The organism is Ruegeria sp. CDSA089 (assembly GCF_059612205.1).
In genome coordinates this window covers 199,612-219,907 of the sequence record NZ_JBXWQD010000005.1, presented here as the reverse complement: position 1 = coordinate 219,907, position 20,296 = coordinate 199,612, and the positions used below count along the sequence as shown (strand labels likewise).

20 protein-coding genes are annotated in these 20,296 nt (G+C 58.2%); 9 read left to right on the top strand and 11 right to left on the bottom strand.

Annotation, left to right across the window (positions count from 1 at the left end):
* The first annotated feature begins 1 nt into the window (after nt 1).
* The 3 genes from AC2FJ6_RS13820 to AC2FJ6_RS13810 are packed head-to-tail and all read left to right on the top strand — an operon-like array spanning nt 2 to nt 2,786.
* On the top strand, nt 2-817 hold the full coding sequence (locus tag AC2FJ6_RS13820; RefSeq protein ID WP_170773353.1) for an ABC transporter ATP-binding protein: 816 nt from the start codon (nt 2-4) through the stop codon (nt 815-817).
* Nucleotides 818-822: 5 nt separating this feature from the next.
* Nucleotides 823-2,139 (top strand): MlaD family protein, encoded by a 1,317-nt coding sequence (locus tag AC2FJ6_RS13815; RefSeq protein WP_170773352.1) that lies wholly within the window; start codon nt 823-825, stop codon nt 2,137-2,139.
* Nucleotides 2,136-2,786, top strand: coding sequence for an ABC-type transport auxiliary lipoprotein family protein (locus AC2FJ6_RS13810; protein WP_170773350.1), 651 nt, complete (start codon nt 2,136-2,138; stop codon nt 2,784-2,786). The genes AC2FJ6_RS13815 and AC2FJ6_RS13810 overlap by 4 nt, the downstream gene beginning before the upstream one ends.
* On the opposite strand, the gene AC2FJ6_RS13805 is transcribed toward AC2FJ6_RS13810, so the two are convergent.
* The 3 genes from AC2FJ6_RS13805 to AC2FJ6_RS13795 form a co-directional block, all read right to left on the bottom strand.
* On the bottom strand, nt 2,783-4,699 hold the full coding sequence (locus AC2FJ6_RS13805) for a vWA domain-containing protein (RefSeq protein WP_496669338.1): 1,917 nt from the start codon (nt 4,697-4,699) through the stop codon (nt 2,783-2,785). The genes AC2FJ6_RS13810 and AC2FJ6_RS13805 overlap by 4 nt on opposite strands.
* Entirely contained in the window at nt 4,696-5,235 is a 540-nt protein-coding gene (locus AC2FJ6_RS13800) for an RNA polymerase sigma factor (RefSeq protein ID WP_170773347.1), read from the bottom strand. The genes AC2FJ6_RS13805 and AC2FJ6_RS13800 overlap by 4 nt, the downstream gene beginning before the upstream one ends.
* Before the next feature lie 61 nt (nt 5,236-5,296).
* Complete coding sequence (locus tag AC2FJ6_RS13795; protein WP_496669336.1) at nt 5,297-6,877, bottom strand: FMN-binding glutamate synthase family protein; 1,581 nt, start codon at nt 6,875-6,877, stop codon at nt 5,297-5,299.
* A 176-nt stretch (nt 6,878-7,053) separates the two neighbouring features.
* On the opposite strand from AC2FJ6_RS13795, the gene AC2FJ6_RS13790 reads away from it, so the two are divergent.
* Together AC2FJ6_RS13790 and AC2FJ6_RS13785 are read left to right on the top strand one after the other, a co-directional pair.
* Complete coding sequence (locus AC2FJ6_RS13790) at nt 7,054-7,458, top strand: fluoride efflux transporter FluC (RefSeq protein ID WP_480876863.1); 405 nt, start codon at nt 7,054-7,056, stop codon at nt 7,456-7,458.
* Nucleotides 7,455-7,817 carry a fluoride efflux transporter FluC gene (locus tag AC2FJ6_RS13785; protein ID WP_170773343.1) on the top strand — a complete coding sequence of 121 codons (363 nt, stop codon included), beginning with the start codon at nt 7,455-7,457 and terminating at the stop codon, nt 7,815-7,817. Before AC2FJ6_RS13790 ends, AC2FJ6_RS13785 begins: the two co-directional genes overlap by 4 nt.
* A gap of 20 nt (nt 7,818-7,837) precedes the next feature.
* Here AC2FJ6_RS13785 and AC2FJ6_RS13780 read toward each other — a convergent pair whose 3' ends face one another.
* From AC2FJ6_RS13780 to queC, 8 genes are all read right to left on the bottom strand, one after another.
* The gene (locus tag AC2FJ6_RS13780; protein WP_237217442.1) at nt 7,838-8,164 is read right to left on the bottom strand and encodes a cytochrome o ubiquinol oxidase subunit IV; all 327 of its coding nucleotides are present in this window, start codon (nt 8,162-8,164) and stop codon (nt 7,838-7,840) included.
* Nucleotides 8,157-8,789 carry a cytochrome c oxidase subunit 3 gene (locus AC2FJ6_RS13775; protein ID WP_170773341.1) on the bottom strand — a complete coding sequence of 211 codons (633 nt, stop codon included), beginning with the start codon at nt 8,787-8,789 and terminating at the stop codon, nt 8,157-8,159. Before AC2FJ6_RS13775 ends, AC2FJ6_RS13780 begins: the two co-directional genes overlap by 8 nt.
* On the bottom strand, nt 8,786-10,876 hold the full coding sequence (locus AC2FJ6_RS13770) for a cbb3-type cytochrome c oxidase subunit I (RefSeq protein ID WP_170773339.1): 2,091 nt from the start codon (nt 10,874-10,876) through the stop codon (nt 8,786-8,788). Before AC2FJ6_RS13770 ends, AC2FJ6_RS13775 begins: the two co-directional genes overlap by 4 nt.
* Nucleotides 10,873-11,823, bottom strand: coding sequence for a cytochrome ubiquinol oxidase subunit II (locus tag AC2FJ6_RS13765; protein WP_331252118.1), 951 nt, complete (start codon nt 11,821-11,823; stop codon nt 10,873-10,875). Before AC2FJ6_RS13765 ends, AC2FJ6_RS13770 begins: the two co-directional genes overlap by 4 nt.
* A 103-nt stretch (nt 11,824-11,926) precedes the next feature.
* A complete protein-coding gene (gene queF / locus AC2FJ6_RS13760) occupies nt 11,927-12,388 on the bottom strand; it encodes a preQ(1) synthase (protein WP_170773336.1) in 462 nt (153 codons plus the stop codon).
* A 20-nt stretch (nt 12,389-12,408) separates the two neighbouring features.
* Complete coding sequence (gene queE, locus AC2FJ6_RS13755; protein WP_170773334.1) at nt 12,409-13,119, bottom strand: 7-carboxy-7-deazaguanine synthase QueE; 711 nt, start codon at nt 13,117-13,119, stop codon at nt 12,409-12,411.
* Entirely contained in the window at nt 13,116-13,469 is a 354-nt protein-coding gene (queD, locus tag AC2FJ6_RS13750; RefSeq protein ID WP_170773332.1) for a 6-carboxytetrahydropterin synthase QueD, read from the bottom strand. Before queD ends, queE begins: the two co-directional genes overlap by 4 nt.
* Nucleotides 13,469-14,170, bottom strand: a complete 702-nt coding sequence (gene queC, locus AC2FJ6_RS13745) for a 7-cyano-7-deazaguanine synthase QueC (RefSeq protein WP_170773330.1) — start codon at nt 14,168-14,170, stop codon at nt 13,469-13,471. Before queC ends, queD begins: the two co-directional genes overlap by 1 nt.
* 531 nt (nt 14,171-14,701) lie before the next feature.
* On the opposite strand from queC, the gene AC2FJ6_RS13740 reads away from it, so the two are divergent.
* From AC2FJ6_RS13740 to AC2FJ6_RS13725, 4 genes are all read left to right on the top strand, one after another.
* Nucleotides 14,702-16,330 carry a peptide ABC transporter substrate-binding protein gene (locus AC2FJ6_RS13740; protein WP_170773328.1) on the top strand — a complete coding sequence of 543 codons (1,629 nt, stop codon included), beginning with the start codon at nt 14,702-14,704 and terminating at the stop codon, nt 16,328-16,330.
* Nucleotides 16,331-16,396: 66 nt separating this feature from the next.
* Entirely contained in the window at nt 16,397-17,320 is a 924-nt protein-coding gene (oppB, locus tag AC2FJ6_RS13735) for an oligopeptide ABC transporter permease OppB (protein WP_170773326.1), read from the top strand.
* Nucleotides 17,321-17,330: 10 nt separating this feature from the next.
* Nucleotides 17,331-18,260: an ABC transporter permease subunit gene (locus AC2FJ6_RS13730; protein WP_496669333.1), complete on the top strand. Its 930-nt coding sequence runs from the start codon at nt 17,331-17,333 to the stop codon at nt 18,258-18,260.
* 1 nt (nt 18,261) lies between these two features.
* Nucleotides 18,262-20,067, top strand: a complete 1,806-nt coding sequence (locus AC2FJ6_RS13725) for an ABC transporter ATP-binding protein (RefSeq protein ID WP_170773322.1) — start codon at nt 18,262-18,264, stop codon at nt 20,065-20,067.
* Nucleotides 20,068-20,296 lie beyond the last annotated feature (229 nt).

Genomic DNA, 20,296 nt, shown 5'->3' with positions numbered 1-20,296 from the left:
CATGGACGGGACTTTGCCGCAGCACAGCCAAAAGACGGACACACAGCGCGAAGCTGTTATCCGCGTGCGCAACCTGACCAACCAATTCGGCCCTCAGATCGTGCATCAAAATCTGGATTTAGATGTCTGGCGCGGTGAAGTTCTGGGCATCGTTGGCGGATCAGGCACCGGGAAATCCGTTCTGCTGCGCACGATCGTCGGGCTAAACAAACCGGCCGCTGGCAGTATCGAGGTTCTGGGCGTCGATGTTGTGAACGGCCCCGAACAGGAACGCCGCCGGATTGAACAGCGCTGGGGCGTTGCGTTTCAGGATGGCGCGCTGTTTTCCTCTCTGACCGTGTTGCAAAACATCATGGCGCCGCTTCGCGAACACACGGGCCTTAGTGAAAGCCTGATGTGCGCATTAGGAAACCTCAAGATCAGCCTTGTCGGCCTGCCACAATTTAGCTGCGGCAAGTTTCCGTCCGAATTATCCGGAGGGATGCGTAAACGCGCCGCCCTTGCACGTGCGCTGGCGCTGGACCCCGAGATTGTATTTCTGGACGAACCCACCGCCGGTTTGGACCCGATCGGGGCCGCCGCCTATGACGATCTGATCGGCGAGTTGCAACACGCGCTTGGGCTGACCGTTTTCATGGTAACTCATGATCTGGACAGCCTTTATGCCATCTGTGACCGGATTGCCGTACTTGCAGAAAAACGCGTCCTGGTTGAAGGTCCGATTGAAGAAATGACCAAAGTCGATCATCCTTGGGTGCAAGAATATTTCACCGGCCCAAGGGCACGCGCGGCACAAGAAAAAGGGCTAGGCAGGTAAAGGCAATGGAGACCCGAGCAAATTATATCCTGATCGGTGCCTTCACGCTTGCGGGCATTCTTGGTGCGTTCGGGTTCTTCCTTTGGCTCGCCAAATTCGAAATCTCGCGCCAATACGCGTATTATGAGGTGCTGTTCGACAATGTCTCGGGCCTCTCCGCCGCCGGTGGGGTCAGCTATAACGGGTTGCCCGTCGGACAGGTCATTTCGCTGGAGCTGGATGAGGACGATCCTTCGAAAGTACGAGTCCGTCTTGAGGTGGACGCGGAAATCCCGGTGACATCCGAAACTATTGCGCAATTACAATCGCTTGGGGTGACCGGCGTTAGTTTCGTGGAACTGACCGGTGGATCGTCAACCGCAGAACGCCTACCGCAGAACAGCCTGATCCAAAGCAAACGCAGCGCCATTCAGTCCCTCTTCGAAGGCGCGCCTTTGTTGATGGAGAAAGCCATCACCCTGCTTGAAGACATCAACGAGGTTGTAGACGAAAAAAACCGACAGGCCGTTTCCGATATTCTGGCCAACGTCGCCTCGGCCACCGGGCGGCTGGACAAGACCCTGTCAGATTTCGAATCCCTCTCGGCCGATCTGGGCGGCGCAGCCCGAGAGATTTCGGACTTCTCCAAACGTCTGGATCAGCTCGCCGATACGGCCGAGACCACTCTGACCACCGGAACCGATACACTGAATAGCGTCAAGACGGCCTCTGAATCCGCTGCCGCCGCGCTGGATAGCGCCAAGACGACTTTTGAGACCGCAGACCAGGTTATCCAGCAGGATCTGAGGCCGTTTATTGACCGCGCCTCATCTCTGGCAGAAAATCTGTCCGGCCTGTCAGATGAAGGCAGCGTGGCGCTTGCGACTGCCACGGAAACCTTCCTGAATGCCAACGAAACACTCGGCTCTATCACCGGTGCAATGGACACAGCAAAAGGCACACTGACATCAGCCGAGAGCGCCTTTGATTCAGCCAATCGCGTGATCAACGAAGACGTGGGCGCTGTCATGGCCGACATCCGCAACGCCGCCAATCAGGTGGCAACCACTGTCACCAGCGTCACCGACAGGCTGGACGAGATTTCCGAGGATATCCTCAGCGCGTCGGAATCGGCCTCGAACCTGCTGGGAACGATTGACGGAATCGTCCAGGAAAATCGCCGTCAGATTTCGGATTTCATGCGCGTTGGCCTGCCCCAATTCACCCGGTTCATCGAGCAATCCCAACGTTTGGTGGTCACTCTGGATCGGCTGGTCGACAAGGTTGAACGTGACCCCGCGCGGTTCCTGCTGGGCACTCAAGCATCGGAGTTTCGCCAATGATCAGGTTTCTTCCTTTCGTTCTGGCGGCAGTGGTTCTGGCTGGATGCACCGGGCTGGGTACGTTGCAACAGGCGTCAAAGCCCAACGACCTGTATCTGCTGACGCCTAAAAGCACATTTTCATCGTCGCTGCCACGCGTACAGAAACAGATCGTTGTAGAAGAGCCGACCGCAACGGCGGCGGTCAATACGGATCAGATTGCGATCCAGCCTTCGCATCTGCAAGTACAGTACCTGTCCCGCGCGCGGTGGGTCGACCGAGCCCCCCTGATCGTGCAGGCGCTAATGGTTGAAAGCTATGAAAACAGCGGCAAAGTGGCCGCGGTTGGACGGTCCACTGTTGGCCTTCGAGCAGATTATGTCATCGTCCCCGATCTGCGCGAGTTTCAGGGCATAGTCGTCAGCGGCACCGATGGCGAGTCGACGATTCGCATAGAAGTGCGCATGAACATCAAGATAATCGACGAGTTCGAAGACAAGATCATAGCGTCGGGTTCGTTTCAGGAAGCCGTGATCGCAGAAAGTGAACAAACCCCGGATCTGGTCAACGCTTTCGATATCGCCCTGGGCAAAACCATGCGCGACGCGGTCGAGTGGAGCGTTCGAAGAATACACACACACTCGACCAATAACCCAAGGTCGTTCTAATCGGCCAAGGACTGGGCCAGGCGCATCAACATGATTGCCTCGGCCCTGTATCCAAACGGATCGTCCCCCCGTGCCGCCGTTGCCATATCGATGGCTTGCGGATAAGACCAATTGCCCAGATATTCACCGCCCCGCAGCGCCTGGGCGTATCCCGCAATCGCGTGGGAAAACGCGACATCGTCCGGCACAACGCCCTGGTCGAAACGAATAGGGTTTTCGATCAACTGGCTGTGGTCTGATCCGGGCAGCTTGTAGCGCAGTTTGAAATATCCTATTTCCTCGCCCGCATCCGCGACCACCTGAGACGCGCCATAGCGCAAGGGACCATTGCGGATCGCGTCGGAGCCGACAGGTGTGACTTCGTAAATCGCAGTCACACTGTGCCCTGCCCCGATATCGCCTGCATCGATTGCATCATTGTCAAAGTCCTGACGCTGAAGTGCCCGCGTCTCATAGCCAATCAGGCGATATTCGGCGATTTGCGCGGGGTTGAACTCGACCTGAATTTTGACGTCGTTGGCAATCGGAAACAGCACGCCGGTCAATTGATCGACCAGCACTTTACGCGCCTCGCCCAACGTGTCGATATAGGCCGCCTGCCCGTTCCCGTTCTGCGCTAAAGCCTGCATCGTGGCATCATCCAGATTGCCGCGTCCAAAGCCCAAAACGCTTAGATAAGTTCCGCTGTCGCGTTTTCGAGCGATGAAGTCCTTCAAAGCGTCCGGATCCGACAGCCCCACATTGAAATCACCGTCTGTTGCCAGAATGACCCGCGTCACCTCGCCATCCGACGCAATCTCCTCGGCCACCTGATAGGCCTGTTGCAACCCGGCTTGTCCGGCGGTTCCGCCTCCAGCCTCGAGCTTATCTAGCGCCGCCAAAATCTTACTCCGCTCGGTGGCCCGGGTCGGTTCCAGCACCTGCCCTGTATTGCCCGCATAGGTCACGATTGAGACCTGATCTTCAGGCCCAAGTTCCGACAGCAACAGCCGGAAAGACTGTTTAAGCAGCGGCAGCTTGTTTGCATCCTGCATCGAGCCTGAACTGTCGATCAAAAACACAAGGTTCAGCGGCGGACGTTCGGCAATCTGGGGCAGCGCGCCCTGAATACCGATATGCACAAGCTGCGTTCCCGCGTTCCAAGGCGTCGGGCTGACCGTGATCGTCGGACGAAACGGAGCCTCACCATCGGGCGCCGGATAGGCGTAGGGGAAGTAATTCACCATCTCTTCCACCCGCACCGCGTCTTTTGGTGGCATCTGTCCATTCAACAATGAGGACCGGACAATCGCATAGGATGCCGTGTCGACGTCGATCGAGAAGGTGGAAACTGGGTCCTCGGCCGTGACTTTCAGTGGATTGCTATCGGCGTTTGCGAAGGCTTCTGCGTTCGGAGTTGATGCAACTACGACGTCGGGTGCCGCCGGGGCGATCCGGGCAACATCGGCGACATTGTCCCGACCGAGGCGAACCGTCGGCTCACTGCTTGCACCTTCCGCGCGCTTGCTCAGCGCCTGCGGGGCAGCGGCGATAGCGTCGGCAAATTGCTCCTCGGCTTGTGGCAACGGCTGAGGGATGGGTGCCGGTTCAACAACCCGGCTTTCGATCTGGTCCGTCACGCGCAGCGGTCCAGTTTGCATCTGCGGGACAATAAGTACCAATGCGATAGCCCCAAGGGCTGTTGTAGCGGTCAAAACGCCACGGTTAGTCAGGGAATTCAGCATGAAAATCGCTCCTTCTGTCAGGCGGGCTACTGGGCCACGCTTGACAGTGGGACGTGCGCCGACGCGAGATCCTTGGGCGCGCGCAAAAGATTTTCGTGCCCGGTCCAGATTATTCGCCCGGCGTGCGCTGTCGGGGGCGGGTGTTGCCGCATCCATCAGCGATTTGAGATGGTCAAGATCGTCGGTCATTGGTCCAATTCCTCTTGCCGCATGGCCCGCAAGCGCTTTCGGATGTCCGACATACGCCACGAGACCGTCCCTTCAGACACGCCCAGAACCTCAGCTGCCTGCGCGTGGGTCATCTCTTCCTCAAGGGTCAGGGCAAGCGTCTCCTGCAAATCCTGCGGCAGGCTGCGCATTGCCCTTTGCAACCAATCCACGGCCTCGGCGGCCTCGGTCGCTTCGGCCCGGCGCATCTGTTCGACGTCGCCCCACCCTGCTGCGGCGCGACTGTGAGAAGTGGCGCGGCGACGCGCATCCTCTGCCGCATTCACCACCACACGATACAGCCATGTGGTGAACTTGGCCCGCGCCTGAAAGGCCTGAACCTTCAAAGGTAGCGCGGCGCAGATATCCTGCGTCAGGTCCTCGGCCTGATCCGCCCGCCCGGTCAGCCGGAAACACAGCCGGAAAATCCGGTCATAGTGGCGCCGCAAAAGAGAAGCGAACGCGTCCGCGTCGCCTTTTGCCGCCGCCCGGGCCAGATCCTCATCCGATGTTTCCATACGCATCACGATGAGTAAGACGGATGGAAAAGGTCAATCCTTGGCGCGCTTGTGAAAAAAATCAGAAATGCTGGGCCGAGGCGATTTTCCAATCGGCCGCAAACTCGTCCGGGACGGCATCGCCCAGGAACGCGCCCTCATCCACGATATCGTAGAGTTCTGCATATGAGTGCTCTCGCTCATCCGCTGTACGACGCCGGATATCCGCCGGATTCAGTTCGGACACTTTCTCTTTGCCCATGGCCCCCAGAATTTCGCGGAAGCTTTCCAGAGTGGCGTCGTGATAGCGATGTACCCGCTGGCGTTTTTGCGGTACGTTCACCGCACGTCCCCGGATCGGATCCTGCGTGGCGACGCCGGATGGGCAACGGTTGGTGTTGCAATGCAGCGCTTGAATACAGCCAATGGCAAACATCATCGCCCTTGCCGCGTTACACATATCCGCACCAAGCGCGAATTTCTCGATCATGTCATAACCGGTGGCCACTTTGCCCGAACAAATCACCCGGATCTTGTCGCGTAACCCTGCGCCACGCAGGCAATTGTTCACAAAGATCAATGCCTCGTTCAGAGGCATGCCCAGACGGTTGGTGAACTCGACCGGAGCCGCGCCAGTGCCCCCTTCGGACCCGTCAATAGTGATGAAATCCGGCAGAATGCCTGTCTCAAGCATCGCTTTGCAGATTGCCATGAATTCCGACGGGCGACCGATGCATAGCTTGAAGCCAACCGGCTTACCACCCGACATCTCACGCAGATGCTTAACGAACTGCATCAATCCGGTCGGACCCTCAAAGGCGGAGTGCGTGGGGGGCGAAATGACGTCCTGGTGCACCGGAACGCCACGAATTTCAGCAATCTCCTCATCAACCTTGGCGGCAGGCAACACCCCCCCATGCGAGGGCTTGGCCCCCTGCGACAGTTTGATCTCAATTGCCTTTACAACGTCCTTTTTGGCCTTTTCGGCGAATTTGTCGTTGTCGAACCCGCCATCCGCTGAGCGGCATCCAAAATAGCCGGTTCCGATCTGCCAGATGATATCCCCACCCTCGGCCAGATGATGCGGAGACAAACCGCCCTCGCCAGTGTTATGAGCAAATCCTCCATCCTTGGCACCGCCGTTCAGAGCCCTGATCGCATTTGCACTAAGCGCGCCAAAGCTCATCGCCGACACGTTCAGGCGCGAAGCATTGTAAGGCTGGGAGCATTGCGGACCGCCAAGCAAAACGCGCTCTTCGCTTTCGTCCACATGTTTGGGGGCGAGTGAGTGATTGGTGCGGTGATAACCCACGGAATTGATATCGTACTGCGTCCCAAAAGCCTGCGTGTCCACCTGACCTTTCGCGCGGGAATAGACCAACCCGCGAACAATTCGGTTATAGGGGCGGCCACTTTCGTTCGTTTCTACGAAATACTGGCGGATTTCGGGGCTGACAAACTCCAGCATATAGCGAAAATGCCCAAGCACCGGGTAATTGTTCAGAACATTGTGCTTCGTCGTCAGTATGTCGTACAGACCGATCACTGCGTAGGGGATCAGCAAGATCAACAGCCAATGGATCGGAGACCAGACAAACCCAAGGATCAGGGTCAGCGGCAGGCAAACACAGCTTAGAAAGTAATAGAGTCGGCGGACTATCATTGGGGCTCTCCTGAACTGGCCTGCGTTACATCGGAAGTTGGGCAATTCGATCTTTTGTTGCAAGCGTTTATGCCATTTGTCACCTGTTCCAGCGGATTCGTGATAGTGGCGGTCGATGGTTGATCCGTCCCCAGCCAGTGGGTATGCCGAAAGGCACAAAGAACTGGGCAGGGTCTGTGACTGATAGCAAACTTCAACCCAACATTGGGCGCATGTTCCTTGCCGTTTTTGTCGGCGGCGCGGCAGGTTCGCTGCTGCGTGAAGGGTTGTCGGTCCCGCTGCCCAGTATCTTGGCCGTAACGACGACCTTCGGGATCAATGTTCTTGCCTGTTTCGTCCTAGGCTGGCTCTATTCCATCCGGCGCCGGGTTCATGCGCATGTATTGCATCTGGGAGCTGTGGGGTTTTGCGGCGGGCTGTCCACCTTTTCCTCTTTCGTGGCCGATCTGGCCGCGATCGCCTCAACTAGCCCATGGGGCGCGGTCTATGCTGCCACGTCCGAGATTGTCTTAGGCCTTGCCGCAGCCCTGTTGGGTGAGGCAGTCGGGCGGCGCGTTCACGGCGTGAAGGGGGCCAGATGACCGAAGCCTATCTGCACGCCATCTTTGGCCTCGGCGGAGGGTTGGGAGCGGTTCTGCGCCATTGGATCGCCTTGCGGCTGCGGCACGATCTGCCGATTGCAACGCTGTTTGTGAACGTGCTGGGCAGCCTGTTGCTGGGGCTTTGGATAGGGGTTCTCGGCGGGCCAGTCGAGATGGGGGAGGAGGCGCGGCGACTGGTATTCGGATTCTGCGGCGGCTTCACCACGTTTTCTAGCTTTGCCTATCAAACGCTGGACCTGAAACGAGAACGCACCCTTGTGTTGGCCGCTGGCAACATCGCGTTCAGCCTTGCCCTGTGCTGGGGGGCGGTAGTACTGGGAATGTGGCTGACGCAGTGACTGATCGCGGCCCCCGCGGGCTACATCGGATAGGTATGCATCCGCACCGACAGATTGCCCATGATCCAGACCGTGCCCACGATGATGATCAACAGGACAAGCGTTGAAAACAGCACGAGGTCCAAATCCTCGCGGCTGCTGCGGCGGCGATCAATATGCAGGAAATACACCAGTTGCACGATCAGTTGGGCCAGGCCCAACAGACCAATCGTCAGGTAGACGCCCGTGGTTTTAATGCCGAACACATAGGCAATGATGAAAACGATCAGCGTCAGCACCAATGAACCGCCGTAACCGACAACATAGCGTCTGCGTTCGCGCCGGTGCATCTCGGTGAGGTTATCCATAGGTCAGCCCTCCGAAGTAGACGATAGTGATGATGCCGATCCAGATCAGGTCGAGAAAGTGCCAGAACAGCGCCAGACGCACAACGCGGGACATCAGCACATCAGTCAGGCCAAAGACGCGCAGCTGTATGCCCAGCACGATCAACCACAGGCACCCCGCCGCAACATGCAGCCCGTGTAGCGGGACTAACCCGTAGAATGCCGACAGGAAGCCGCTGCGCTGGGGTACTCCGCCCTTCTCTGCCATGGCCATAAAGTCGCGCAGTTCCAGCACCAGAAAGCTGAGGCCAAGGACCAGCGTTATCCCGAACCACATCACGATGCGGGATCGGGGCAGGTTGTATTTCAGCGCCAGCATTGCCAGCCCGACCGTCAGGCTGCTGGTCAGCAGGATCAGCGTCTGGGCGAAAATACTGGTCAGATCGAACAGCTCATGCGGACCGGGGCCACCGGCCTGAGCGTCGATCATGGTGATGTAGATGGCGAACATCAGGCCGAAATAAACCAGATCGCTCATCAGAAAGACCCAGAACCCGAACGAGACGACCTCACTGGCCTTGTCCGCGCCGGGGTGGCGGCGACCAAGATTCAGGCCCGGATAGCTGTGAGTGGGCGCGCGTTTCATGCCGCCACCTCCAGATCGGGGCGAGCGAGACCGCGATTTTCCGACGCATATTCGTGATCGCGGTCAACGGGGGTCGCTGCGCGGACCAGATCCAGCCAGGCCTCGTGTTCCTTGCGCACCTGTTCGGCTGAGATAACTTCTTCGGTATCGGTTCTGAACGTCCAGGCGATGAAGGACACGAGCATCAGACCGGTAGTCAGCGCCGCCAGCCACCAGATCCACCAGACAAGTGCGAACATCCACACCCCGCTGAGCACGCAGAGGATGAAACCGATGCTTGTGTTGCGCGGCAGCAGGATATCCTCGTAGGCATCCGGCGTTGGATAGGCCGCGCCGCGCTCTTTCGTTTCGGCAAAGTCGTCACGGTCTGTCACCTGCGGGATAACGGCGAAATTATAGGGCGGCGGCGGGGCCGGGATGGACCATTCCAACGTGCGCGCGTCCCATGGGTCCCCGACAGGAACGCGTGTGGTTTCACGCTGTTTGATACTGACCCACAACTGCGCGACAACCGACAGAAGTGCGGCCAGAATGACCAGCGAGCCCAGTGCAGCCACGATCATATAAGGGTGAAAGCTGGGGTCTTCCCAACTGAACGACCGGCGCGGCATCCCCATCAGCCCCACGAAATAAAGCGGCAGGAAGGTCAGCATGAACCCGACCGTCCACAGGGCCACCGAAATCCGGCCCCATGTTTCGTTCAGGCGAAATCCGAAGGCCTTGGGGAACCAATAGTTATACCCGGCCAACAGCCCGAACAGCACCCCCGGCAGTAGCACATTGTGGAAATGCGCCACCAAGAACAGAGTATTGTGCACCTGATAGTCGATGGTCGGATTGGCAAGAATGACACCCGACAGCCCTCCGATCACAAAGAGCATCAGGAACGCCAGACCATAGAGCATCGGCACCGAAAACCGGATGCGCCCGCGAAACAGCGTCGCCATCCAGTCATAGACTTTCACGCCGGTCGGGATGGCGATCAGCATTGTGGCGATGCCGAAAACCGCATTGATCAGCGCGCTTTGCCCCATGGTAAAGAAATGGTGCAGCCAGACCGTAAAGGACATAATCGCAATCGACATGGTCGCAATGACCAGCGAGTTGTACCCGTATAGCCGTTTGGCCGAGAAGGTGGCGAAAATCTCGGAATAGATCCCGTAGGCGGGCAGAACCAGCAGATAGACCTCGGGGTGGCCGAACAACCAGAAAAGATTGGCGTAGTTCATCATGTTGCCGCCAAGGTCATTGGTGAAAAAGTGGAAATCCAGATACCGGTCAGCCGCCAACATCAAGGCGGCCACACCCAAAGGCGGCATTGCAAAGATGATCAGGATCGAGCTGCAAATGATCGTCCAGCAATACATTGGCAGCCGCATGAAGGTCATACCCGGCGCCCGCAGCTTGTAGATCGTCACCGCAAAGTTGATTCCTGTCAGGGTGGTGCCGATCCCCGATACGACAATCGCCCAAATCCAGTAATCCGGCCCGACCCCCGGGTTGAACGCGGCGCCGGTATAGGGCGGATAGGCCGTCCACCCTCCGGTCGAGAACGCGCCCACCACCAGCGAAACCATCAACATCATCCCGGCAGAAACCGTCAGGCCCAAGCCGATCTGGTTCATGACCGGAAAGGCAACATCACGCGCGCCGATCATCAGGGGGATCAGAAAGTTCGCGACCCCAAACACAAAGGGCACCGCCACAAAGAACACCATGATCGTGCCATGGGTGCTGAAAAGCTCGGCGAAATGTTCGGCTTCAAGGAAGCCGTCCCCCGGCCCCGCAGCCTGCTGGGCGCGCATAACGACGCCTTCCAGCACTCCACGCGCCAGCATGACGATCGCAAAGACGATGTACATGATACCGATTTTCTTGTGATCCGCACTGGTCAGCCAATCACGCCACAAGGACCCCCACAGGCGGAACCATGTCAGCAGCCCTACAACGACAACCACCCCGACCAGAACAACGGCGGCGGCGGCATTGGCCACGATCTCATTGGCGTTCGGCGTCTGGATCAGACCTACGATCGGGAACGCATCCCAGCTTAGGCGCCCGATAAGCCCCCCTGCTTCCGACGTCATTGCGCAGCCTCCTGCCCATAGGTTGCAGTTCCGGGTTGCTGATCTGTCGGTAGCGGTTGCCCACCGTGATATCGGTGCAGGATCGAGTGGAACAAATCCCCCTCCTCAAGCGTGAAATACAGCGCGTTGAGCGGCATGAGCGGCGTACCCAACGCGGCCTGTACCTCATCGCGGTCGGAGCGCATGGCCAATGTTTGATAGGTCTCATCGGTCAGCGGAATGCCATGGGTGCGGACGCTGTTGACCCAGGCCTCAAAATCGCCCGGTTGCATCGCTTGCGTCACGAATTTCTGCTTGGTGAACCCACGGCCGTTATATTGGGTGTTTTCGCCCTGCATGGTCCGGGGGGTGTCGGCCACCAGATGCAATTTGGTTGTCATGCCGGGCATCGCGTAAATCTGCCCTGCCAGCGCCGGGATCATGAAGGATTGCATGACCGTATCGGTCGTCAAGGTCAGGGCCACCTGCTGGTTCACGGGTATGCCGAATTCTCCGACGCTGGCGATGCCATGATCGGGGTAGATGAACAGCCATTTCCAGTCGAGCCCCACAACTTGAACGTTCACGGCAGGCTGATCTCCAAACGGCGCGGCATAGGGATCAATCCGGTGCGTCGCCTTCCACAAATAGAAAGACAGGATGGCCACGATCAGCACCGGCACCCCCCACATGGCAAATTCCAGCGGACCAGAGAAATCCCATTTGGGCCGGTAAGCGGCAGAGGTGTCGGGGCGACGGCGGTAGCGATAGGCGATCAGAGGTACCAGCACCAACACCGGGATCACTGCAATCAGGATCAGGGCCGTTGCGCGCAGCAGATGAGTCTTCTGCACGGCCGCAATCGGCCCCTGCGGGTCCAGAAAACTGTCACTGGCAAAAACGGATTGCGCGGACACAAGTGCAAGCACAACCAGCACGAGCACCCGCGACCAACTGAAATACCTCACACCCAAATGCCCTTATACCGATATCTGGATCAACTATCGGCAGAGTCACACGATTACTCAAGGCTTTTTCGGGTCAGGTTTTCGCGCAACCACGCGAGCGGTGTCAGCCGCGCCCACGATAGGGCGGCACGCCCTGATCGGGGATCCAGACATGTTCAGGCATAGCCCCCGTCTGCCAGAAAACATCAATCGGCATACCGCCCCGCGGATACCAGTACCCGCCGATCCGCAGCCAGCGCGGGTCAAGGAAATCGACCAGACGGCGCGCGATGGACACGGTGCAATCTTCGTGAAACGCGCCGTGATTGCGGAACGCGCCCAGAAACAGCTTGAGCGATTTCGATTCCACCAACCAGTCGCCGGGCACATAGTCGATCACCAGATGCGCGAAATCCGGCTGCCCGGTCATCGGACAGAGCGAGGTGAACTCCGGCGCGGTGAACCGCACGCAATAGTCGATATCGGCCTGCGGGTTCTGCACGCGCTCTAGTTCTGCAGTCTCAGGCGAGGTCGGCAGTTCGGTTTTCCCGCCCAGTTGGGTCAGATCGCTGTAGATGGTTTCCATTGTCTTCTCCTGATGGGGTTTCAGACCCCGCGTTTGTTGCCCCACAAAAGGACATGCAGTTGCGGCAGCACCCGAGGGGTGAACCAACCGTCTGCGGTGACTTTCTCGACCAGCCACAACAGCCGGTCCGACAGGGATTGCGGATCGACGGGCTGCGTGGGATCGACCGTCTCATTGCCCGGTTGCAGATACAGCGGCAACGCCGGATAGCGATCCGCCGCGGCACGGGCCCAATCGTAGTCGCGCTCATCAAAGATCACGATTTTCATGACAGTTTTGGGGCCGGTTCCAGCGGCCAACAGGCAGGCGTCGAACGCAGCCCAATCTACCGTCTCCCCGCTGGAGGGCGGTTTGGGACTAAGAACCAGCGTATCCAGATCGCTGAACCACGGCTTTGCGATAGAGCCCTGCGTCTCGCAGGCGAACCGATAGCCTTCGACCTTTCCCTTGGCGATCAGAGGGGCAAAGTCCTGAATGGCCGGGTTGCCACCCGACAGCGACACGGTCAAAGGCCGCCCGCCTGACAGATCGCACACCCGGCTCCAGACTGCATCCGTGGTCATCGCCGCCCAGTCATGACGATAGGCAGTATCAACCGCGTGCAGGCTATCGCACCAGCTGCACCGGTAATCACATCCGCCGGTGCGCACGAATACAGTAGGTTCCCCGATCAGCGCGCCTTCGCCCTGAATCGTAGGGCCAAAAATCTCGGCAATGCGCAGGCGGGTCATGGGCGATACTCGGCCCATGTTTTAGGAGTTTCGCTGACCCGCACGGCAGCGGTTTCCGGCCAACGGGCAGCACACCAGTCATAGAAATGACGCGCCATATTCTCGGCCGTGGTCAGGATGTTCATCACATCGTTCAGATGGCGATGATCAAACGTCTCGTCGATATAGGTCTTGAGCGGCTTCAGCTCGCCATAATCGCGGACAAACCCGTCAGCGTTCAGGTCCTTGGCGGCCAGTTCGACCTCGACCACATAATTATGCCCATGCATCCGCGCGCATTGGTGATCGTCGGGCAGATGGGTCAGTTGGTGCGAGGCAGAAAAGTGGAATTCCTTGGTGATCCGATACATCAGGCGCTTTCCTTCTGTGCCGTGGCCGCCACCCAGAAATCAGGGTCGTCATAGGTGGTCGGGTCCGGGATGCCGGCCAGATGGAACGCCTCGCGCCGTTCCACGCAGGTGCCGCAGCGCCCGCAGTGATGATCTCCGCCTTTGTAGCAGGACCATGTCTGCGCGAAGGGGGTGTTCACCCGTGCGCCCTCGGTCACGATATCGGCCTTGCTGCGATGCACGAACGGCGTGAACAGCGAGACATCGGCATAGCCATCCAGCGCCAGTTTCTGCATCGCCTCAAAGGCCTCGGTGAAGGCCGGGCGGCAATCGGGATAGATAAAGTGATCCCCGCCATGCACGGCAGTGGCCACAGCATCCGCACCACGGGCGGCGGCGGCACCGAATGCGACGGTCAGCATGATGGCATTGCGGTTGGGCACCACGGTCACTTTCATGCTGTCCTCGGCATAATGCCCGTCGGGCACATCCACATCATCGGTCAGGGCCGAGCCGGTCAGAACCGCACCCACAGGGCGGAGGTCGATGATGTCATGAGACACGCCAAGGCGCTGTGCACACAACGCGGCATAGTCCAGCTCTTTGCGGTGACGCTGGCCATAGTCGAAAGAGATCAGGCCCGCCAATTCGTGATCCTGCGCAACCATATGCGCCAAAGATACCGAATCCAGCCCGCCCGAGCAGATTACGATCGTTTTCATATTTTGAACCCTTGTTTTGATACCCGGGTAGGCTGCGACCGGGATGCGCCCTGTTATACTCTGTCGTGCGCGGTGCCAAGGCCCAAGCGCCTGATTGCTGGATCACAAGACGGACAGATGTATTCAGGAGCGATTCGCATTTTTGGATCAGGTGACGTGAGGGAAATGCAAAGACTTCAGGTCAAGTCCAAGCCCCGCGCTTCACGAAAGTGTCAAGAACACGTGAAGTTTCGCCATTTTATTGCCTGCGACCTCTCGGTTTCATTCACAATCCACCTAAGGTTGCCTAATTTGCAGGCAAAGGCTTTAACCTTTTTTGAAATAATGCCAACGTCTGCCCCAGTGAAAGGCGACTTTCGCAACAACATTCCTGACTGCAAACCGAAACCCAGTGACGCGGTGTTCATTGCGATCTGACAAAGCAAAATCTGAACCTGTTCCGGGCCGCTTTCTGGTCGGGCAATCAAGGTGGCAACGGGCCGCCCTGATCGGCTGCGTGCGCCTTGCCTTCAAAAAATGGGAGTTAACAATATGAACAAGTATATTCGGACATCTCTGGCAGGTCTGCTGACCTCGACCATGATCACCGGCGCGGCTTTTGCCGCCGGGACCCACCCGACCACGGGCGAAGCGTTGGCCGATGACCAGACGTTCACCTATCGCATTCTGGACGAGCACAGCTCGGTCGATCCGCAGGTAGTTGAGGATGTTTCGGGCGCCGAGATCGTCCGCGATCTGTTCGAAGGTCTGATGAACCAGGACGAAGACGGTAATCTGGTGCCGGGTGTTGCCACCAGCTTCACCACCAATGATGCCAAGGACGTCTATACCTTCACCCTGCGCGACAATGCCAAATGGTCCAATGGAGATCCGGTTACAGCTGGCGATTTCGTTTACGCCTGGAAACGTGCCGTCGATCCCGCGCTGTCCTCGCCCTATGCGTGGTACATGGAGCTGATGTCGATCGAGAACGCGTCCGAGATCATTGCAGGCGAAAAGCCGGTTGACGATCTGGCCGTCAAAGCCATCGACGACCACACGCTGGAAGTAAAACTTAGCGCGCCGCTGTCCTATTTCCCGCAGATGACCACGCATGCGACCACCTTCCCTGCCCCGCAGAAAGTGATTGAGGAGTTCGGCGACGCCTGGACCAAGCCCGGCAACATCGTGTCGAACGGTGCTTATGTTCTGACCGAGCATCTGCCGCAGGAACGCTCGGTTCGCGAGCGCAACGAGATGTACTGGGACAACGACAACACGATTATCGAAAAAGTCGTGGCCTTGGTCATTAACGACGAAAACGTGGCCCTGACCCGCTATCTGGCCGGTGAACTGGACCGCACCGAAGTGCCCGCAGGCCAGTTCCCGCGCCTGCAAAAAGAGCACCCGGAAGAGGCGATCAGCTTCCCGCGTCTGTGCAACTATTATTACACGTTCAACCTGTCCGAAGGTGGTCCGGAAGCGTTCAAAGACCCGAATGTCCGTCAGGCCCTGTCGCTTGCTGTCGATCGTAAGATCATCACCGAGAACATCATGGCAGGCGGTCAGCCGCAGGCATATACTTTCGCACCCGAAGCAACCGCAGGCTTCACCGTTCCGGACGTCGAAATGGCGTCGATGTCGCAAGCCGAACGGGACGAACTGGCCAAAGAACTGCTGGCCGAGGCTGGTTATGGCGCAGACAATCCGCTGAGCTTCGAGATGGTCTACAACACGTCAGAAGCGCACAAGAAAGTTGCCGTGGCGCTGAGCCAGATGTGGAAACAGAAACTGGGCGTGAACGCCGAGCTGGCCAACATGGAATGGAAAGTGTTCCTGGAAGAGCGCGGCAACCAGAACTTCGATCTGGCCCGTGGCGCATGGTGTGGCGACTATAACGAAGCCTCGACCTTCTTGGACCTGTTGCAGTCCGATTCGGGCTATAACGACGGCAAGTACAACAACGCCAAAGTTGATGAACTGCTGGCCTCTGCCAAAACCGCAGACGATGCCGCGCCGCTTTATACCGAGGTCGAGCGTATCATCGCGCAAGAGACCCCCGTCATCCCGATCTATCACTATGCTGGCGTTTATATGATGGACAGCGATGTGGGGAACTGGCCGGTCAATAACGTAGAGCAGAACTGGTACTCCAAAAACCTCTACAAAACAGCCGAGTAATCACCTTTAGATCCCGCTGTGCCCCAAGGACCGCTTTGGGGCACAGCCAATAATTGGGGGCATGAAATGCTTGCCTATATTATCCGGCGGCTATTGGTCGCCGTTCCGACGATCCTTTTGCTGATCGTCGCCAGTTTTTTTCTGATGCACTTCGCGCCCGGTGGGCCCTTTACCTCGGAACGGCCCCTGCCGCCCGCGGTTCTGGCCAATATCGAGGCACGCTATGGGCTGGACCAGCCGCTGTGGAAGCAGCTTTGGGACTATCTGTATAACATCGTGGTGCATTTCGATTTCGGGCCATCCTTCAAGTTCAAGGATCGCGATGTGAATGATATCATCGCCCAAGGTTTCCCGATCTCACTGACCTATGGGTCCCTGTCGTTCCTGTTTGCCACCACGATTGGTGTGGGGCTGGGGATTGCGGCGGCCATCAAGCACAATAGCTGGATCGACTATTTCGCTGTCGGTCTGGGCATTGCAGCTCAGGCGCTGCCGAACTTCATCATGGGCCCGATCCTGATCTTGACCTTCACCCTTTGGCTGGGTTGGCTGCCGGGCGGTGGCTGGAACGGAGGGCAATGGCCATATCTGATCATGCCCGTTATCGCGCTCGCGACCTCATATATCGGCTCGATCGCGCGGATCACGCGATCGTCTATGCTCGAGGTTCTGAACTCGAACTTCATCCGCACCGCGCGGGCCAAAGGACTGCCGACCAGAACCGTGATCTGGCGCCATGCGCTGAAACCGACGCTTTTGCCGGTGGTGTCCTATCTGGGACCGGTCTTCGTCTATGTTCTGACGGGTTCGGTCTTCGTTGACATCTATTTCTCAACCGGCGGTCTGGGGCAAGCCTATGTCGGCTCGGCCCTCTCGCGTGACTATGCGGTGCTCTTGGGGGTCACGATCCTCTATGGCGCGCTGACCGTCATCGTGAACCTTTTGACCGACCTGGCCTATGCCTGGTTCGATCCGAAAATCCGGTACTAAGGGGCGAAACATGCTTGGAAAATCTCAAAAAGCCGCCCATCTGGCCGAAGATATCACCGATTACACGGTCATTCAGGGGCGTTCACTGTGGCAAGACGCACGGATGCGTTTTGTGCGCAACAAGGCCGCGATGGCCAGCGTAATCATTCTGGCGCTGATCGTTCTGTTCACCCTTTTCGGGCCCTACTTCGCGGTCTGGAACAATGAGGAGATCGACTGGAACGTTATGGGTGACGTGCAGGGCATGGGTATGCCCTCAGTCGAAACCGGCCATTTCTTTGGCGTCGATGACTTGGGGCGCGATCTGTACAGCCGCGTCATTCAGGCCACCACCACATCGCTGCTAGTCGGTCTGATCGGTGCAGCGACAGCGCTGATCGTTGGCACCTGCTATGGCATCGCCGCCGGCTATATCGGTGGCCGGACCGACAGCGTCATGATGCGCTTTGTCGACATCTTGCTGGCGATCCCGGCAACTCTGGTGATTATTCTGCTGCTTGTCGTGGCGGGTCGATCCTTCTTCATGCTGTTCATCGCCCTTGGCGCGGTTGGTTGGCTGACCATGGCGCGGATCGTACGGGGTCAGACCCTGACCCTGAAGAACCGCGAGTTTATCGAGGCCGCCCGCGCCGCAGGTGTCAGCGAATTTACCATCATGTACCGCCATATCCTGCCCAACTTGCTGGGCGTTGTGATCGTCTATGCCTCGCTTCTGGTGCCTGAAATGATCCTGACCGAGAGCTTTATCTCGTTCCTTGGGCTGGGGATTTCAGAACCGTACACCTCGCTGGGTCGTCTCATCGCGGAAGGGGCGGGAACCATGGGGTATGGCACCCTGTGGCAATTGATGTTCCCGCTGACTTTCTACGTCGCCATCATCATCACGATGTTCTTCATCGGGGATGGTCTGCGTGACGCTCTGGACCCGAAGGATCGCTGATATGAGCCTGTTTTCCGTAAAAGACCTGAAGGTCCAATTCGACACCCCCGATGGCGTGGTCGAGGCCGTCAAAGGCATCAGCTTCGACATCAACCCCGGCGAATGCCTTGGCATCGTGGGCGAAAGCGGGTCGGGCAAAAGCCAAACCTTCATGGCCGCGATGGGCTTGCTACCACCCGCAGGACGGGCGCTGGGGTCGGCCACTCTGAACGGCACCGAAATCCTGAACCTGCCGATCAACCGCCTGAACAAGATCCGTGGCTCTGACGTGGGCATGATCTTTCAGGACCCGTTGACGGCACTTACCCCGCATCTTCGGATAGGCCAGCAAATGCGCGAGGTTCTGCAGGTGCATGAAGGGTTGCAAGGCGCGAAGGCGCGGGCCCGCTGCCTGGACTGGCTGAACCGCGTCCGTATCCCTGAGGCCGCGCGGCGACTGGACCAGTTCCCCCACGAACTGTCCGGCGGGATGCGCCAACGCGTGATGATCGCCATGTCGATGCTGTGCAATCCCAAGCTGCTGATCGCGGATGAGCCCACCACGGCGCTGGACGTGACCGTTCAGGCCGACATTCTGGACCTGATGGTGCGCCTGCAAAAAGACGAAGGCACCGCCATTGCCCTTATCACCCATGATATGGGCGTAGTCGCCCGTATGTGCGACCGCATTCAAGTCATGCGCATGGGCGAATTTGTCGAAGCCGGAGACACCCGCGAAATCTTCCGCGACCCGCAGCACGACTATACCCGCACCCTCCTCGATGCGATGCCGCGCATTGATGCGGGCGATGCGCCCAAGGCGTTGGAGAAGGTCGAAGAACCGCTGCTCAAGGTCGATGACGTCAAGGTGCATTTCCCGATCAACGTCAAAGGCGGGTTGTTCGGCCGCAAAGTGCCGCTCAAGGCTGTCGATGGCGTCAGCTTTGACATCCGCAAGGGTGAAACTCTGGGTGTTGTGGGCGAATCCGGCTGCGGCAAGTCCACGCTGGCGCGCGCCGTATTACAACTGATCGAACCCAGCGGTGGAAATGTCAGTTGGTTGGGCCATCCCATTGTGGGTCTGAAACGCGCCGAGCTGAACAAGTACCGCAAGGACTTGCAGATCGTCTTTCAAGACCCACTGGCCAGCCTCGATCCGCGCATGACAATCTCGGCCTCAATCGCCGAGCCGCTCAAGACCTATCGCCCCGATCTGACGGACCGCGAGCGCAAGCAGATGGTCAGCGAAATGATGGAACGTGTGGGCCTGAATGCCAACATGATCAACCGTTATCCGCACGAGTTGTCGGGCGGTCAGAACCAGCGGGTCGGCATCGCGCGCGCGATGATCAACAAACCCAAGCTGATCATCTGCGATGAGGCAGTCTCGGCCTTGGACGTGTCCATTCAGGCGCAGATCGTCGAATTGCTGCGCGAGTTACAGCAGGAGTTCGGTCTGTCGATGATCTTCATCAGCCACGATCTGTCGGTGGTACGCGCCGTGTCGAACCGGATCATGGTGCTGTATCTGGGTCGGATCGTGGAGCTGGGCGATGGCGAGGTGATCTGCTCGGACCCGATCCATCCCTACACCAAGTCGCTGATCTCGGCCGTTCCGATCCCTGACCCGGATGTGGAACGCACCCGTCAGCGGCTGAAACTGCCAGGAGAGCTGCCCTCACCCATGGACCCCAAAGCCGCGCTGCGCTTTTTGCCCAGCCGTTTGTCTGCCGGTGAGACCGACTATGTTCCCAGCCTCAGCGAAGTTCGTCCTGACCACTTTGTCGCCGAACACGACCCGTTGGATGCCATCATGGCCAATGGGTGATACCCGGCCCGAAGTCAGAATGCTGACTTCGGGCGTATTCAAACCCTGCTTAATTTGCAGGCAAGATTAACTAATAATTCAGCACTAGTTTAACTCAAATAAGTAAGATTGTTTCCAAACCGTTGGAACTCATTCGCCCGGCGCGCACCTTTGACATCGGATCGTTTTGACTTCCTGCCGTCTGAGTGGCACGCTTGTCGGCGATTGGTTATTTGACACGAGTGTTGAC

Excerpts from the sequence above, each read along its gene's own strand:
- AC2FJ6_RS13820 (WP_170773353.1), top strand. The coding sequence starts at position 2 with ATGGACGGGACTTTGCCGCAGCACAGCCAAAAGACGGACACACAGCGC.
- AC2FJ6_RS13815 (WP_170773352.1), top strand. The coding sequence starts at position 823 with ATGGAGACCCGAGCAAATTATATCCTGATCGGTGCCTTCACGCTTGCG.
- AC2FJ6_RS13810 (WP_170773350.1), top strand. The coding sequence starts at position 2,136 with ATGATCAGGTTTCTTCCTTTCGTTCTGGCGGCAGTGGTTCTGGCTGGA.
- AC2FJ6_RS13805 (WP_496669338.1), bottom strand. The coding sequence starts at position 4,699 with ATGACCGACGATCTTGACCATCTCAAATCGCTGATGGATGCGGCAACA.
- AC2FJ6_RS13800 (WP_170773347.1), bottom strand. The coding sequence starts at position 5,235 with ATGGAAACATCGGATGAGGATCTGGCCCGGGCGGCGGCAAAAGGCGAC.
- AC2FJ6_RS13795 (WP_496669336.1), bottom strand. The coding sequence starts at position 6,877 with ATGATAGTCCGCCGACTCTATTACTTTCTAAGCTGTGTTTGCCTGCCG.
- AC2FJ6_RS13785 (WP_170773343.1), top strand. The coding sequence starts at position 7,455 with ATGACCGAAGCCTATCTGCACGCCATCTTTGGCCTCGGCGGAGGGTTG.
- AC2FJ6_RS13780 (WP_237217442.1), bottom strand. The coding sequence starts at position 8,164 with ATGGATAACCTCACCGAGATGCACCGGCGCGAACGCAGACGCTATGTT.
- AC2FJ6_RS13775 (WP_170773341.1), bottom strand. The coding sequence starts at position 8,789 with ATGAAACGCGCGCCCACTCACAGCTATCCGGGCCTGAATCTTGGTCGC.
- AC2FJ6_RS13770 (WP_170773339.1), bottom strand. The coding sequence starts at position 10,876 with ATGACGTCGGAAGCAGGGGGGCTTATCGGGCGCCTAAGCTGGGATGCG.
- queF (WP_170773336.1), bottom strand. The coding sequence starts at position 12,388 with ATGGAAACCATCTACAGCGATCTGACCCAACTGGGCGGGAAAACCGAA.
- queE (WP_170773334.1), bottom strand. The coding sequence starts at position 13,119 with ATGACCCGCCTGCGCATTGCCGAGATTTTTGGCCCTACGATTCAGGGC.
- queD (WP_170773332.1), bottom strand. The coding sequence starts at position 13,469 with ATGTATCGGATCACCAAGGAATTCCACTTTTCTGCCTCGCACCAACTG.
- queC (WP_170773330.1), bottom strand. The coding sequence starts at position 14,170 with ATGAAAACGATCGTAATCTGCTCGGGCGGGCTGGATTCGGTATCTTTG.
- AC2FJ6_RS13740 (WP_170773328.1), top strand. The coding sequence starts at position 14,702 with ATGAACAAGTATATTCGGACATCTCTGGCAGGTCTGCTGACCTCGACC.
- oppB (WP_170773326.1), top strand. The coding sequence starts at position 16,397 with ATGCTTGCCTATATTATCCGGCGGCTATTGGTCGCCGTTCCGACGATC.
- AC2FJ6_RS13730 (WP_496669333.1), top strand. The coding sequence starts at position 17,331 with ATGCTTGGAAAATCTCAAAAAGCCGCCCATCTGGCCGAAGATATCACC.
- AC2FJ6_RS13725 (WP_170773322.1), top strand. The coding sequence starts at position 18,262 with ATGAGCCTGTTTTCCGTAAAAGACCTGAAGGTCCAATTCGACACCCCC.